Origin of the sequence: Pedobacter cryotolerans (genome assembly GCF_005116475.1) — a bacterium.
In the GTDB taxonomy this organism is placed as follows: domain Bacteria; phylum Bacteroidota; class Bacteroidia; order Sphingobacteriales; family Sphingobacteriaceae; genus Pedobacter; species Pedobacter cryotolerans.
Genome location: NZ_SWBO01000003.1, coordinates 452,438 through 466,819 on the forward strand (window position 1 = coordinate 452,438; position 14,382 = coordinate 466,819).

A 14,382-nucleotide genomic window follows, 5' to 3' on the forward strand; every position below is an offset into this window, starting at 1 on the left:
GTATTGCGCTTATACAATTTTTTGAAAAACCACATTAATGTGTAAACATCTATTTAAATCATTAAAAATCAGTTATTAAATACACATTTATCAACTATTGGAAGTTTAATAACTTGTTTGGCACATTTATTCCTTATGGGTTAATCAAAATCAATATTGTTAAAAAAAATTTTATGAAAAAAATACTTATTCTAGCAATGGGCTTGTTCATTACAGGTGTTGCAAACGCACAGAGTACAGACAAAGCAATTAGACTTGGCGCAAAAGCAGGTCTTAACTATTCAAACATTATCAAAGATGATGGTAATAACGATTTTAAAACAGATTATTTAGCGGGTTTTCATGCTGGTTTAACTTTAGACATTAAATTATTAGAAAATTTAGCTTTTACCCCAGAACTTTTGTACTCTACTAAAGGCTACAAGTCTACATCTGCTTTTGGAGAGTTTACCCAAAGAACTTCGTTTATTGATGTGCCAATTTTGGCAAGCATTCAACTGGCTCAAGGTTTAAATTTAGTAGCTGGTCCGCAGGTTTCCTTCTTATTATCTACTAACAACAAATTCGAAAATGGTTTTGGTACTGTTGAGCAACAAATTGTTGAAGATGAATCAGATCGTTTTAAAAAGAGTTTAGTAGGTGGTGTAATTGGTTTTAGATATGATTTCAATAACCAAGTTGGCATTAACGGTCGTTATGCTTTAGATTTCCAAAAAAATAATGAAAATGGATCATCAACTACACCAGAGTTTAAAAACCAAGTATTTCAAATTGGTTTAGGAGTTAAGTTCTAATTAGAAATTTGATACAAGTGAAAAGACTACCTTTAAAAAGGTGGTCTTTTTTGTTTTAAATTCTTTATTGAAAAAGATTTGGCAGCTCAATACCGATGCACAGGATAGAATTATTGCCAAATATTTTGAAATGCAAATGTATAACGGTATTTTTAGTTAAACATTTTTGATGAAAACTCTCCTAATAATTTTATTAATTGGTGGCTTTATTACCTATTTAATATGGGGACATAACAACCCTGATGAGCATGTAGAATTGGGCAAAGTAGCGGGTAAAAAAGAAATTACAGGGATACAATGGCATGATTCGTTATATAACCATCTTCCAAAAAATATGGATACAACTGTTATTGTAAATGATAGCAAGGGAAATCCATTTAAATTTTCCCAGTATATTAAACCAGTTTTTAATCGTGAGGCCATCATCTTTCGAGATAAAAATGTTTGGAGATTACACCGGTTAACGCAAGAATCGCAAGACTCCTTAAAAAGGGATGACTATGCCGTTGCAAGTAGCGAAAGATGGGATGCCTGGCGAAATCCAGATACCATACAAAACTGGAAAATAAAGCTGGCTAACATTTCGAACACATTAAATCAGGCAGATTACATCACTGTTTTAAAAGGAAAAAGAAAGATGATGATCACTCGTAATGGTAGCGTTGTAAAAACTTTCAATATCAATATGGGCTTTAGTCCTATTGGCAATAAAATTAAAGAGGGTGATGGTAAAACACCAGAGGGAATTTATCACATCGATAGAAAATATGTGAGAAGCGATAAATTTTACAAGAGTTTTTTAATCTCATACCCAAATGCAAATGATAAACGCTTGGCTAAACAAAAGGGAGTAAAAGTTGGTTTTGGTGTTTCTATTCACGGTACAACGCCTGGAAAAGTTAATGCTAAAGACTGGACTGCAGGTTGCATCGCTTTGCAAAATAAAGATATGGACACTTTGTTTAAATATATTGCATCAGGAACTACTATCGAGATTAAAAAATAAATACACACTATTTAAAAACTCAGTTGAACACGCTTAAATCAATAAAGCTTCTAATTTTATCATCTTTTTTTACCCACCACTGTAACCTAATTTTTTTTGCTGTTGTCATAGTATTCAGAACTGCGGTTCTAAAAACAATGAATGTTTAACACAAAAAAATAGAAATCATGCAAGGAATATTAGTACCAATTACATTTTTCATCTGTACGTTCGCAATGGTGTTCGGTCTCAGGTATTTATCTAACAAAGAAAAAATGGCGATGATTGAGCGTGGCATAGACCCTGGCTTAAACAAAGCTACCCCAAAACCTTTTTTAAGCTTAAAGTTTGGCTTGCTGTTGGTTGGTTTGGGCATTGGATTATTGGTAGCGTTATTTACAGTTAGAGGCGTTTTCGGACAAGAAATGACTGATATGGAAGAAGGACAATCTGTAGCAATTTACTTCGGTTGTCTTGGTATCTTCGGCGGATTAGGATTAATTGTATCTTATATCATCGAAAAAAAGTGGTTAGATAAGCAGGGTTGAGTTGGTGAGTTGGGAAGACGGGAAGTCCGAAAGTGAGCGCTTTTGGACTTTCGGGCTATAATGGCTTAGGTAAAATAGCAACCGTAAGCCTACTTATACAATTCATTTTACCTTTCTCATTGTAAATTTTAATTTCCCAAATGTGAGTTTTTCCACCAATGTGTAGAGGTTTACAAACTCCTTTAACCAAACCAGAACTTACTGGCCTTATGTGGTTTGCGTTAACTTCTAAACCAACGGCCATATACTTATCAGGATTAATGCACATGTAACTAGCAATGCTGCCTAAAGTTTCTGCTAAAACTACTGATGCACCACCGTGTAAAATACCAGCTGGTTGGTGTGTACGTTCATCAACAGGCATTGTAGCACATAAATAATCTTCGCCAATTTCTGTAAATTCTATACCTAATAAAGCTCCTATGTGGTTTTTCGGTCTATTATTAAGCATGGCTGAAGTAAACTCTTTAAACCAAATCATAAATATCTTTCTTTAATAATTTTAGTATGATGGATCACATGGCCAGCTAACATATGCACCATCGCTCTTACAGAAATTGATTTTCCACTAGCAGTACCTACCCTATTCAATTCTTCTTCACTTAATGAATCAAATAAAAATAAATTCGATTTTCTGAGTTGGGCAAACTCTTCCGATAAGCTGAATAAACTTCGAGCACTAAAATTTGCGTTGGCTACATAATGGTCTTCATCAAAACCAGGCAATGGCGCTTTTTCATTACGAGCGAAACAAGTTAAGCGGTAAATCATAATTCGCTCGGTATCTATCATGTGCCCAACTAATTCTTTTATAGTCCACTTGCCGGGTGCATAAGCATAATCTGCTTTTTCTACCAAGTTGTTTAAAAAATTGGTAAAGTCCGAAATTTGGTTGGTCAATAATTCCATCACATCTCCTTCAACCAAATTAATATAGTTGCTAAACGCCTCTGGGTATTCCTGTATTTGTGGTCGGTTCATAAGTTATGCTGCTTTTTAAAATAATTCTAAACGTGGTGCCTTTGCCCAATTCAGAGTCTTTCACAAAAATTTGACCGCTGTGGTAATTTTCTACCATCCTTTTAGTTAAAGATAAACCCAAACCCCAACCGCGTTTACGTGTGGTGTAACCTGGCTGAAAAACCGTATCAAATTTCGATCTAGGGATTCCTTTTCCCGTATCGGTTACATCTATAAAAACTTCTTCCTTAGTTAAATTTTCGATGATATTTACGGTAATTGTGCCTTCATTTTCAATCGCGTTAGCGGCATTTTTTAACAAATTTTCTATTACCCAATCAAATAACGGGATGCTTAACATCGCCCTAACTTGTTTGTCGCCAGTTATCACAAAGTTGATTTTATCTGAAGTTCTGATTTTAAAATAATCGATAAAATTTTTAACTACTAAAAATACCACATGATCTTCGAGTATCGGTTTTGAACCTATTTTAGAGAAACGATCCGTAATTATTTCCAATCGATGAATGTCATTTTGCATTTCTGCAATAAGCGGATCTTCTTCTGCATCAAATTTAGATTTCATGAGCTCTACCCAAGCCATCAGCGAAGAGATTGGTGTTCCCAACTGATGTGCAGTTTCTTTTGCCATACCTACCCAAACTTGGTCTTGCTCTGCTCTACGGGCCGAACTAAACGCCACATAAGCGGCCAAAATAAAAAGCCCAATAACCCCTAACTGGATATAAGGAAAAAACCTCAACTGTGTTAAAATAAACGAATCTTTATAATATGCAATAAGCGGTTTCCCTTCGCTATCTGTCATCTTAGCTGGCCGATGTTGCTTTCTCATTTTATCTAATTGCCTCACAAAATAAAGCGAATCGTAAGTTTTCTCATTGTCACCAACATCATAAAAAGTTTTTGTTGTATCTAATCCATCCCAAGCGTAAATGCTGCCATCAGGATTGGTAACAATTACATCCATTTTGGTATTTTTCTTCAACAAATCGTAAATACCGGTTAATTGCTCATTATCGTACATTTTCATTTGCTGCTCGGCAACAGTTACCCAAAGTTTAAACTGAGCTGCCTCCTCTCGCTCCATCTTTTTAACAAAAAAATCTGAGTAAAATACTGATGCTGTACCAATTACGATAGCAAAAACGAGTAAAAATACCTTCCAGCGGCGCTTTTTTTGATAGGGGTTCATAATAGATACTGGCAAATTACAAAAAAATGTAAATGTATGATGGAAAATGTATTACAACAAAACTCAAATTTAGTATTCCTTCTATTTTACAGCTCACATCTTCCATTGAAATTATATCTTTGTAACCTCATGGAAAAGAAAGTTAGAGTAAGATTTGCACCAAGCCCAACTGGTGGCTTACATTTAGGTGGCGTACGTACTGCCCTATTTAATTATTTATTTGCAAAACAACATAACGGCACTTTTATTTTACGTGTCGAAGATACAGATCAAACGCGTTTTGTAGCAGGGGCCGAAGAATATATCGTAGATTGTTTAAATTGGTGTGGCATAATGCCAGATGAAAGTCCGCAGCAACCTGGCGCTTTTGGCCCATACCGCCAAAGCGAACGCAAAGCCAGCTATAAACAATATGCAGATCAGTTAATTGCAGATGGTTTTGCATATTATGCTTTTGATACACCTGAAGAATTAACCGCTAAAAGAACCGAGCAGCCAAACTTTTTATACGGACAAAAAACACGTATGGAAATGCGCAACTCTTTAACTTTATCGCAGAGCGAAGTTGATGATTTATTAGCTGCCCAAACGCCTTACGTAGTTAGAATTAAAATGCCAGAAGATGAGCAGGTTTCTTTTAACGATATGATTAGAGGTATGGTAAGTTTTGACACCAATTTGGTTGATGATAAAGTTTTGCTAAAAGCCGATGGAATGCCAACTTACCATTTAGCGGTTGTGGCAGATGATAAAGCAATGGAAATTAGCCATGCTTTTAGAGGCGAAGAATGGCTGCCTTCTGCACCAATACACATTTTATTATGGAAATATTTGGGCTGGGAAGCTTCGATGCCGCAATGGGCTCACTTACCTTTAATTTTAAAACCAGATGGTAACGGTAAATTAAGCAAACGCGATGGAGATCGTTTAGGTTTTCCGGTATATGCCATGAACTGGAATGACCCAAAAACAGGCGATTTGACTAAAGGATTTAAAGAATTAGGGTTTATGCCCGAAGCTTTTGTAAATCTTTTGGCCATGCTAGGTTGGAATGATGGCAGCGATAAAGAGATTTTTACTTTAGCAGAGCTGATTGAATCTTTCTCAATTGATCGCATTAGCAAAGCAGGTGCAAAATTCGATTTTGAAAAAGCTAAATGGTATAACCACGAGTGGATTAAACAATCGTCGGCTAGCAATTTACAGTTAGTGGTTAGCAACATCTTAACCGAGGCAAATATAGAAGTTAAAAACAACGATTATTTACTGCAAGTGATTGATTTGGTAAAAGACCGTTGTAATTTATTAGGAGATTTTGTTACCCAAAGTGCTTACTTTTTTGCTGCACCAAACCAATATGATGAGGCTGCTGTTAAACCAAAATGGACAATTGAAAAAGCAACTTTCTTTAATGAATATGCCAATCAATTAACTGATGACTTAACTGCACAACAGTTGGAGGAAAAATTTAAAACATTAGCAGAAACTAAAGGTTTTAAGCCAGGAGAATTGATGTTGCCTTTTAGAGTAATGTTAGTAGGTGGTAAATTTGGGCCAGGCGTTTTTGATATTGCAGTAATGCTAGGTGAAAACGAAACTAAATCTAGAATTGAAAAAGCAATAACTGTTTTTAATGCTTAAATTATTATAAATTGGTATAAGAATTGTCCCTCAGTTTCTAAACTTAAAATTTAAAAATATGCAATGGTTCGGTAAAGGCAGTAATAATGTAGAAGACGGTAGAGGTGGCGGAGGCGGTAAAATCGCTTTTGGTGGTGGTATCGGTATCATCATTGTATTAGTTGGTTTGTTTTTTGGTAAAGATCTATCTGGCGTAGCCAATTTAATTCCAACAACAGAACAAGGAACGGTTACAGAAGGCGTACCCGAAAATGATCCTCAAGCGCAATTCATATCTGGTGTTTTAGAATCTACTGAACAAGTTTGGGATAAGCAGTTCGCGGAGATGGGCATCCAGTATGAATATCCAAAACTAAAACTATTTACGGGCAGCGTACAATCTGCTTGCGGTAGCGCAAGTTCTGCTGTAGGCCCATTTTATTGCCCTGGAGATAATAAAATTTATATCGATTTATCATTTTATGATGATTTAAAAAACCGTTTTGGCGCCGCTGGCGATTTTGCACAAGCCTACGTTATTGCACATGAAGTTGGGCATCATATACAAAACCTTTTAGGTACTTCTGGTAAGGTGCAAGCAGCCCGTGGCAGATTAAGCGAGGTAGAGTATAATAAACTATCAGTTAAATTAGAATTACAAGCCGATTTTTATGCTGGCTTATGGGCTCATCATGCACAAAATTTGAAAGATTTTAAATTAGATGCTGGTGATATTGACGAAGCATTAAACGCTGCAAATGCCATTGGCGATGATAAATTGCAAAAACAAGCGCAAGGCGAAGTAGTGCCAGATGCTTTTACACATGGCACTTCTGCTCAAAGAATGTTCTGGTTTAAAAAGGGTTATGAAACAGGTGATTTTAATCAAGGAGACACTTTTAATTCAGATAGATTTTAAGTAAAAACCAAAAAAAATCTTAAAATTTAATTTATAATTAATTTTTAAAACAAAATAGGGATACATTTGTTTAATGAGATTATGGTATTTATTTTTTACCATAAAGCCGAACAAACAGCTGTAATTATTTTTGAATGATCCTTATTGTAGATGATACGCCCGAGAACCTAATTTCTTTAAAAAAGGTTCTCGAAAAATATAACTTTGAGGTTGATACCGCCTCATCTGGCGAAGAAGCTCTAAAAAAGGTTTTAAAAAACTCTTACGTTTTAATCATTTTAGATGTTCAAATGCCTGGCATGGATGGTTTTGAAGTTGCTGAAGCCATATCTGGTTACAGTAAAGCCAAAGAAACTGCCATCATTTTTCTTTCTGCCGCCAATACCGAATTTAGATTTATTGCAAAAGGATACTCTTCTGGTGGTTTAGATTATATCACCAAACCAGTTGACATGAATATTTTGCTACTTAAAGTGCAAACTTTTTACCGCATTTATGAGCAAAACAGGAAACTGAATGAAATGCAAAAAAGCCTGCTCGAAGAAATAGAATTTAGAAAAGAGGCCGAACGCAAAAAGGATGAATTTATCAGCATTGCTAGTCACGAACTTAAAACGCCTTTAACAAGTGTAAAAGGTTACGTACAATTATTAGAGCGAAGTGTAGATAAAGGTGATACGATAACAGTAAAAAAACATTTAGGCAAGGCTCAAGTACAATTAGAAAAATTGAATAGTTTAATAGCCGATTTGTTAGATATATCGAAAATTGAGAGCGGAAAACTAAAGTTTAATAAGCAAGAATTTTGTATTGATGAGTTGATTGATAACGTGATAGACGTAATGCATCAATCTAGTCCTGAGTTTAAAATTATTAAAGAAGGAAATACCAAATGTAAAGTTTATGGCGATGAAATGCGCATTGAACAAGTTGTAATTAACTTTTTAACCAATGCTATTAAATATTCGCCTGGCACATCAGAAATAAAACTTAGCTGTAACATTAAAGGTGATGGACTTTTTCTCAGCGTAAAAGACTATGGTATCGGCATGTCTGAAGATCAGCTGAAAAATGTTTTCGAGAAATTCTATCGAGTAGAAGAGACCTCACAACGTTTTCAGGGTTTAGGCATTGGACTTTACATCGCCTCAGAAATTATAAAAAGACATGGTGGAGAAATTGGCGTAAATAGCACTTACGGACAAGGTTCTGAATTCTACTTTATCATCCCGTTAAAATTTAATCAAGATTTTGATGAACTATAACCTTACATTTTAATGAAATTATCGCTAAAAACTAACCTCCGCCTTGGGCTTGGCTTATCATTAATCATCTTAATTTTAAGTTCACTGGCATCTTATGTCAGCATCAATAACTTAATTAAAAGTTCAGATTTGGTTGCACATAGCAATAGCGTTATGACCGATTTGGATAATGTGATATCGACCTTAAAAGATGCCGAAACAGGACAAAGAGGCTATATTTTAACAGATAACAAAGTTTTTTTAGAGCCTTATGTTGGCGCAAATCAAAAAATAAATGCAATATATGCCGATATTAAAATAGAAACCAAAGACAACCCTTATCAGCAAAGAAAACTAGAAGAATTAAAAGAAATTTTAGACTCTAGATTTGTTGTAATAGATAGAACTATTCTATTAAAAGAAAAGGGGGGTATTGTTACCGAAGCTGATTTGCTTGAGGGTAAGATTTACATGGATAAGATTAGGCAAATCATTAAAGATATGCAGGTTGAAGAGAAACGTTTATTAAGTCTTCGTACTCAGGAGTTAAATTCATTTTCTAACTATACACCTTTACTAATTGTATTTGCAGCACTGCTTTCCTTAGTAATTACTATATTCTTTTACAGAAAGGTTTCATCAGATTACAATACGCGTGTAGAACTGCAAAGAAAGTTAGAAATTTTAAATGAAGAGACTGCCAAAAGAATAACTACCATACAAAGTATTGCTGCTGAAGTATCTAGCGGAAACTATAAAATCCGCTTGGATGATGTGGCTAAAGATGCGCTCGGAAATTTAGCAGGATCATTAAATGCAATGGCCGAGTCCTTGCAATACTCTTTTGGTTTAATAGAGGATAAAGAGTGGATGCAAAGTGGCATAGCCAAGCTTAACGATCAAATGGTTGGCGAAAAAGACGTAAAAACTTTGGCAAACGATATGTTAATTCATATTGTAGAACATACCAAAAGTAACGTTGCAGCCCTTTACATTTTAGAAGACGATAAAAATTTATATTTAACAGGCGGTTATGCGTTTACACCAAACGAAAAAAGCTATAAGTTAGCCATAGGCGAAGGATTAGTTGGGCAATGCCTCAAATCTGGGAAGCTTATTCTGCTTGATCAAATACCAGAAACTGATGTAACGATTAGTTATGCAACCGGGCAAACCAAACCAGTTAATGTGGTGGCGTTTCCAGTTAAGAGAGATGGCGTAATTATTGGCGTATTAGAGTTAGCCTCGTTAAATCGTTATACCCAAAGAAAGTTAGATTTCTTCAACAATATCTCAGCTAATATTGGTATTGCCATTTATACTTCGCAAAGCAGAAAACGCATACAAGAGTTTTTAGAAGAAACGCAGGCACAGGCCGAAGAATTACAAGCCCAGCATAGTGAATTAGAAGGCTTAAATGCAGAGCTAGAAGCACAAACTCAAAAAATACAAGCTTCGGAAGAAGAATTACGCGTACAACAAGAAGAATTATTGCAAAGTAACCAAGAATTAGAAGAGCGAACAAGTTTACTAGAAGAGAAAAATCAGCTAATACAGGAGCGAAATATTGATATTCAGCAAAAGGCAGAGCAATTAGAACAGAGTACAAAATACAAATCTGAGTTTTTGGCAAATATGTCTCACGAGTTGAGAACACCGCTAAACTCTATTTTATTGCTGTCTAAATTAATGGCTGATAATGAAGATTTAGACAAAGAATATACAGAATATGCTGCGGTTATTCAAAGTTCTGGACAAGGGTTACTCAGCTTAATTGATGAGATCTTAGACCTTTCTAAAATTGAGGCGGGTAAAATGGATCTTGAAATTCATGACGTTAACGTAGCTGAAGTTTTAACTGACATGAAATCGTTATTTAAGCCAATTGCGCAGGATAAAAAATTAGCTTTAGATTTTTCGTTAACAGATAACTTGCCAGATCTTATTGCTACCGATAAAATGAGGCTAGAACAAATCTTGAAAAACTTGCTATCAAATGCCTTTAAATTTACAACCGAAGGCACAGTAAGTTTGTTAATAGATATCAACAGCCAACAAAAAACTATATCGTTTAAAGTAAAAGATACTGGTATTGGTATTCCTCCATCTAAAATGAGTTTGGTTTTCGAAGCTTTTCAGCAAGCTGATGGTTCTACCCGACGAAAATTTGGGGGCACTGGCTTAGGCCTATCTATTAGTAGAGAATTAGCTAAATTATTAGGCGGCGATATTAAACTCGAAAGTGAAGAAAATGTTGGTAGCGAGTTTACCTTAACAATTCCATTAAACTACCATGATAAAGAAGCCTTTTTAGCAGAACAAAAAAAGGTAGCTCAAATTCAAGAAAAGCAACATTTTGCAGCTTTAGAAGAGGCTGAAGAAAGATTTACCGTTACTCATATTCCTGGTGATGTTGCTGATGATAGAGCTACTATTACGGCTAATGATAAAGTTATCTTAATTATTGAAGATGATACTCCATTTGCTAAAATGCTGTTAGACTTTACACGCAAGCGAAACTACAAAGGTATTGTAGCTGTACGTGGAGATGTAGGAATAGAAATGGCAAACCAGTATAATCCGATAGCTATTTTGTTAGATATACAATTGCCAGTTAAAGATGGTTGGCAAGTAATGGAAGAGCTAAAAAGCAATCCAAAAACAAGGCCAATTCCTGTTCATATCATGTCATCACTTTCAGTTAAAAGAGAAAGTTTACTTAAAGGTGCGGTAGATTTTATTGATAAGCCTGTTGCTTTAGAGCACATGAAGTTGATTTTCGAAAAATTAGAAGTTGCTTTAAGCAGATCGCCTAAGCAAGTATTAATTATTGAAGAAAACGAACAACACGCTAAAGCGCTAAGTTACTTTTTAGCGAGCTCGAACATCGATACAAGAGTGGTGAGCAATGTAAACGAAAGTATTGAAGCTTTGAGCAAGAAAGAAGTAGATTGCGTAATTTTAGACATGGGCGTGCCTGATAAAAATGCGTATGAAACTTTAGAAATCATTAAAAAAAGTGAAGGTTTAGAAAATTTGCCAATTATCATTTTTACAGGTAAAAGTTTATCTAAAGGAGAAGAATCACGAATTAAACAATATGCCGATTCTATCGTTTTAAAAACAGCATACTCCTACCAACGCATTTTAGACGAGGCTGGTTTGTTTTTGCACTTGATTGAAGAAAATCAAAAGCAAGAAAGGCCAAGTTTACGTAAAACATTAGCCGGTTTAAGTGATGTACTTAAAGATAAGGTTGTGCTAATTGCAGATGATGATGTAAGAAATATATTTTCACTTACCAAAGCATTAGAGCAACATCAAATGAAAATTTTGCCGGCAGTTGATGGTAAAGATGCATTAAAAGTATTAGCAGAAAACCCTAAGGTTGATGTGGTGTTAATGGATATGATGATGCCTGAGTTAGACGGGTATCAAACTACCCAAGAAATAAGAAAAATGCCGATGTACAAACAATTGCCAATTTTGGCTGTTACTGCAAAGGCAATGATGGGAGATAGAGAAAAATGTATTGCTGCAGGTGCTTCAGACTATATTTCTAAACCAGTAGATGTAGATCAGTTAGTTTCTTTGCTAAGGGTTTGGTTGTATGATAAAGCTTAATGTTGTTTTAAAATATGGAAGTTAAAACGAAAAAAATATTGATTATAGATGATGATAGCAGAAATATTTTCGCCTTAACTGCGGTTTTAAAAGCGAAAAAATTCAACTGTTTATCTGCTATTAGTGCTCAACAAGGCTTTGATATTTTAAAGAACGAAGCAGATGTTGGCGTAGTATTAATGGATATGATGATGCCTGATATGGATGGTTATGAAGCGATTGGTAAGATGAAAAATCATCCTCAAATGGCTGACATCCCGGTTATTGCTGTTACCGCACAAGCAATGGTTGGCGACAGAGAACGTTGTTTAGCAGCTGGTGCTGTAGGTTATGTGTCTAAACCTGTAAATGTTGACGAATTACTCATTCAAATTAATAATTATTTGTAGTGCCACACGCAGACGGGATTAACGACGAGCAAGTAGAAATATTAATAAACGATGTTTTAGAGCAGTATGGATATGACTTTACAGGATATTCTAGAGCATCTTTAAAACGACGATTATTAAGGTTGTATGGTTTAGATAGACAGGTGAGTTTTGCAGAGTTTAGGTACAAAGTAGCAAATGACCCGGTGTATTTTAAACGTTTTGTAGAGCAGATTACGGTTAATGTTACCGAAATGTTTCGCGATCCTAATTTTTATAAAGCTTTAAGAGAAAAGGTTCTGCCTAATTTGGGCACTTATCCATTTATTAGAATTTGGTTAGCAGGCTGCTCTACCGGCGAAGAGGCATATTCCATAGCTATCGTTTTAAAAGAATTAAATTTGCTCCATAAATCGTTAATTTATGCAACAGATATTAACCCTACAGTTTTAGAAAAAGCTGGTCTAGGAATGTTTCCATTAAGTCAAATGAAACAATACTCAGAAAATTACATCACCTCTGGTGGCACACAAGAATTTTCTACCTATTACAACGCCAATTACTCTTTGGTAAAATTTAATGAAGATCTTAAAGATAAAATGATTTTCTCTACGCATAATTTAGTATCAGATCATTCATTTAATGAGTTTCAATTAATATTGTGCCGCAATGTTTTAATATACTTTGATAGAGATTTACAATTTAAAGTGTTGCAGCTTTTTGATGGCAGTTTAGATCAATTAGGCTACTTAGCTTTGGGAACAAAAGAAACTACAGACTTTTCGCCCATAAGTAAGCGTTATAAAAGATTAGAAGGCGAAAAAATATGGAGGAAAATTAGCGGATGAAAAACTGTGCTGCATTAATTATTGGAGGTTCTGCTGGTAGTTTAGATGTGCTTTTTAAAGTACTCCCAGCTATTAGTACAACTATAACCTTTCCAATCATCATTGTAGTGCACCGCAAACAAGGCACAGATTCATTATTATCAAACCTTTTAGCTACCAAAACTTTACTTAAAGTTAAAGAAGTTGAGGAAAAAGAAAAAGTATTGCCAGGAAGTGTTTATATTGTACCCTCAGATTACCATTCGTTGATAGAAAAAGATGAAACCTTTTCATTAGATTATTCAGAAAAGGTAAATTATTCTAGGCCGTCCATTGATGTAACTTTCCAGTCTGCAGCCGAAGTTTACCAAGATAAATTGGTTTGTTTATTGTTATCTGGCTCAAATGCCGATGGGGTAAACGGACTAATCACAGTTAAAAGATTTGGAGGTAAAGCAATTGTACAAGATCCGCTTACTGCACAAGTAAATTACATGCCAGCTCAGGCAATTTTAAGAGCAAAAATTGACAAAATATTAACCATTGACGAAATGGCCGATTACATTAACGCACTATAGGATAAATGAATAAGAAAGTATTTATTTTTGATGACAATACAGATATATTAGATTTATGTACCTTAATATTAGAAGATGCTGGCTATGAAATTAAAACATCGGCAACATCTAATAACATTACAGGGCAAGTTTCTGCCTATATGCCCGATATTATTTTTATGGATAATTGGCTGCCAGATGTTGGTGGTATCGAGGCTACTCAAGAGTTAAAAAATCATCCAGATTTAAAGCACATACCTGTAATTTATTTCTCAGCAAATAATGATGTTAAAGCATTGGCAGAAAAAGCTGGTGCCGATAGCTATTTACCAAAACCTTTTGATATACACGCCTTAGAAGATATTGTTAAAAGTTACGTTGGCTAATTGACAAAACTTTTTTCTAAATTTTATTTGAAGCGCAATTGCATTGCTTTGATTAATGTTCGTCCGGCTTTGCGCTAAATCCTTTTTGGTTTCTGCTAAAAACTTACAAACTTTCTTTCCATAAAAGACATCACACTTTGTAAGTTTGAAATCCATCATCAAAAAGAATACCGCTGCAATCCGGGCTATTTAACTTAGGTTGTGCACATACACCCCTCATAGTTGTTTCAAAAAGAGAATTTATAAATTTTTAAAAAAATTGAATTTTGTGGCTCCGTCATTCCCGCGAAGGCGGGAATAGTAATGTATAATAAATATCAGTATTATGCGCTTTACG

The 14,382-nt window shown here is 34.9% G+C and carries 14 protein-coding genes; 11 read left to right on the plus strand and 3 right to left on the minus strand.

Annotated elements, in window-relative coordinates; all coding sequences use genetic code 11:
* Positions 1–173: 173 nt before the first annotated feature.
* The 3 genes from FA045_RS07535 (at position 174) to FA045_RS07545 (ending at position 2,327) form a co-directional block, all read left to right on the plus strand.
* Positions 174–794, plus strand: coding sequence for a porin family protein (locus FA045_RS07535; RefSeq protein WP_136876088.1), 621 nt, complete (start codon positions 174–176; stop codon positions 792–794).
* 169 nt (positions 795–963) lie between these two features.
* Positions 964–1,800 (plus strand): L,D-transpeptidase family protein, encoded by an 837-nt coding sequence (locus FA045_RS07540; protein ID WP_136876090.1) that lies wholly within the window; start codon positions 964–966, stop codon positions 1,798–1,800.
* Between the two features lie 167 nt (positions 1,801–1,967).
* The gene (locus FA045_RS07545; RefSeq protein ID WP_136876092.1) at positions 1,968–2,327 is read left to right on the plus strand and encodes a DUF6249 domain-containing protein; all 360 of its coding nucleotides are present in this window, start codon (positions 1,968–1,970) and stop codon (positions 2,325–2,327) included.
* 55 nt (positions 2,328–2,382) lie between these two features.
* Here FA045_RS07545 and FA045_RS07550 read toward each other — a convergent pair whose 3' ends face one another.
* Genes FA045_RS07550 through FA045_RS07560 form a run of 3 tightly spaced genes read right to left on the minus strand, consistent with a single transcriptional unit; the run spans position 2,383 to position 4,500 of the window.
* Positions 2,383–2,808, minus strand: a complete 426-nt coding sequence (locus tag FA045_RS07550) for a hotdog fold thioesterase (protein WP_136876094.1) — start codon at positions 2,806–2,808, stop codon at positions 2,383–2,385.
* Entirely contained in the window at positions 2,805–3,308 is a 504-nt protein-coding gene (locus FA045_RS07555) for a DinB family protein (protein ID WP_136876096.1), read from the minus strand. The genes FA045_RS07550 and FA045_RS07555 overlap by 4 nt, the downstream gene beginning before the upstream one ends.
* Positions 3,268–4,500 (minus strand): sensor histidine kinase, encoded by a 1,233-nt coding sequence (locus FA045_RS07560; protein ID WP_136876098.1) that lies wholly within the window; start codon positions 4,498–4,500, stop codon positions 3,268–3,270. Before FA045_RS07560 ends, FA045_RS07555 begins: the two co-directional genes overlap by 41 nt.
* Before the next feature lie 129 nt (positions 4,501–4,629).
* Here FA045_RS07560 and gltX point away from each other — a divergent pair, with 129 nt between their 5' ends.
* From gltX to FA045_RS07600, 8 genes are all read left to right on the plus strand, one after another.
* Positions 4,630–6,141, plus strand: coding sequence for a glutamate--tRNA ligase (gene gltX / locus FA045_RS07565; protein ID WP_136876100.1), 1,512 nt, complete (start codon positions 4,630–4,632; stop codon positions 6,139–6,141).
* Positions 6,142–6,199: 58 nt separating this feature from the next.
* Complete coding sequence (gene ypfJ, locus FA045_RS07570; protein ID WP_136876102.1) at positions 6,200–7,039, plus strand: KPN_02809 family neutral zinc metallopeptidase; 840 nt, start codon at positions 6,200–6,202, stop codon at positions 7,037–7,039.
* A gap of 134 nt (positions 7,040–7,173) precedes the next feature.
* Positions 7,174–8,304: an ATP-binding response regulator gene (locus FA045_RS07575; RefSeq protein WP_136876104.1), complete on the plus strand. Its 1,131-nt coding sequence runs from the start codon at positions 7,174–7,176 to the stop codon at positions 8,302–8,304.
* Between the two features lie 12 nt (positions 8,305–8,316).
* Positions 8,317–11,907, plus strand: coding sequence for a response regulator (locus tag FA045_RS07580; protein ID WP_136876106.1), 3,591 nt, complete (start codon positions 8,317–8,319; stop codon positions 11,905–11,907).
* Between the two features lie 14 nt (positions 11,908–11,921).
* Positions 11,922–12,296, plus strand: a complete 375-nt coding sequence (locus FA045_RS07585; RefSeq protein ID WP_136876108.1) for a response regulator — start codon at positions 11,922–11,924, stop codon at positions 12,294–12,296.
* Entirely contained in the window at positions 12,296–13,123 is an 828-nt protein-coding gene (locus FA045_RS07590) for a CheR family methyltransferase (RefSeq protein ID WP_136876110.1), read from the plus strand. The genes FA045_RS07585 and FA045_RS07590 overlap by 1 nt, the downstream gene beginning before the upstream one ends.
* Positions 13,120–13,680: a chemotaxis protein CheB gene (locus tag FA045_RS07595; RefSeq protein ID WP_136876112.1), complete on the plus strand. Its 561-nt coding sequence runs from the start codon at positions 13,120–13,122 to the stop codon at positions 13,678–13,680. Before FA045_RS07590 ends, FA045_RS07595 begins: the two co-directional genes overlap by 4 nt.
* Before the next feature lie 5 nt (positions 13,681–13,685).
* Complete coding sequence (locus tag FA045_RS07600; protein ID WP_136876114.1) at positions 13,686–14,045, plus strand: response regulator; 360 nt, start codon at positions 13,686–13,688, stop codon at positions 14,043–14,045.
* The last annotated feature ends 337 nt before the right edge of the window (positions 14,046–14,382 follow it).

Bases quoted from the DNA above. Each gene is read 5' to 3' on its own strand.
- FA045_RS07535 (WP_136876088.1), top strand. From the start codon at position 174: ATGAAAAAAATACTTATTCTAGCAATGGGCTTGTTCATTACAGGTGTT.
- FA045_RS07540 (WP_136876090.1), top strand. From the start codon at position 964: ATGAAAACTCTCCTAATAATTTTATTAATTGGTGGCTTTATTACCTAT.
- FA045_RS07545 (WP_136876092.1), top strand. From the start codon at position 1,968: ATGCAAGGAATATTAGTACCAATTACATTTTTCATCTGTACGTTCGCA.
- FA045_RS07550 (WP_136876094.1), bottom strand. From the start codon at position 2,808: ATGATTTGGTTTAAAGAGTTTACTTCAGCCATGCTTAATAATAGACCG.
- FA045_RS07555 (WP_136876096.1), bottom strand. From the start codon at position 3,308: ATGAACCGACCACAAATACAGGAATACCCAGAGGCGTTTAGCAACTAT.
- FA045_RS07560 (WP_136876098.1), bottom strand. From the start codon at position 4,500: ATGAACCCCTATCAAAAAAAGCGCCGCTGGAAGGTATTTTTACTCGTT.
- gltX (WP_136876100.1), top strand. From the start codon at position 4,630: ATGGAAAAGAAAGTTAGAGTAAGATTTGCACCAAGCCCAACTGGTGGC.
- ypfJ (WP_136876102.1), top strand. From the start codon at position 6,200: ATGCAATGGTTCGGTAAAGGCAGTAATAATGTAGAAGACGGTAGAGGT.
- FA045_RS07575 (WP_136876104.1), top strand. From the start codon at position 7,174: ATGATCCTTATTGTAGATGATACGCCCGAGAACCTAATTTCTTTAAAA.
- FA045_RS07580 (WP_136876106.1), top strand. From the start codon at position 8,317: ATGAAATTATCGCTAAAAACTAACCTCCGCCTTGGGCTTGGCTTATCA.
- FA045_RS07585 (WP_136876108.1), top strand. From the start codon at position 11,922: ATGGAAGTTAAAACGAAAAAAATATTGATTATAGATGATGATAGCAGA.
- FA045_RS07595 (WP_136876112.1), top strand. From the start codon at position 13,120: ATGAAAAACTGTGCTGCATTAATTATTGGAGGTTCTGCTGGTAGTTTA.
- FA045_RS07600 (WP_136876114.1), top strand. From the start codon at position 13,686: ATGAATAAGAAAGTATTTATTTTTGATGACAATACAGATATATTAGAT.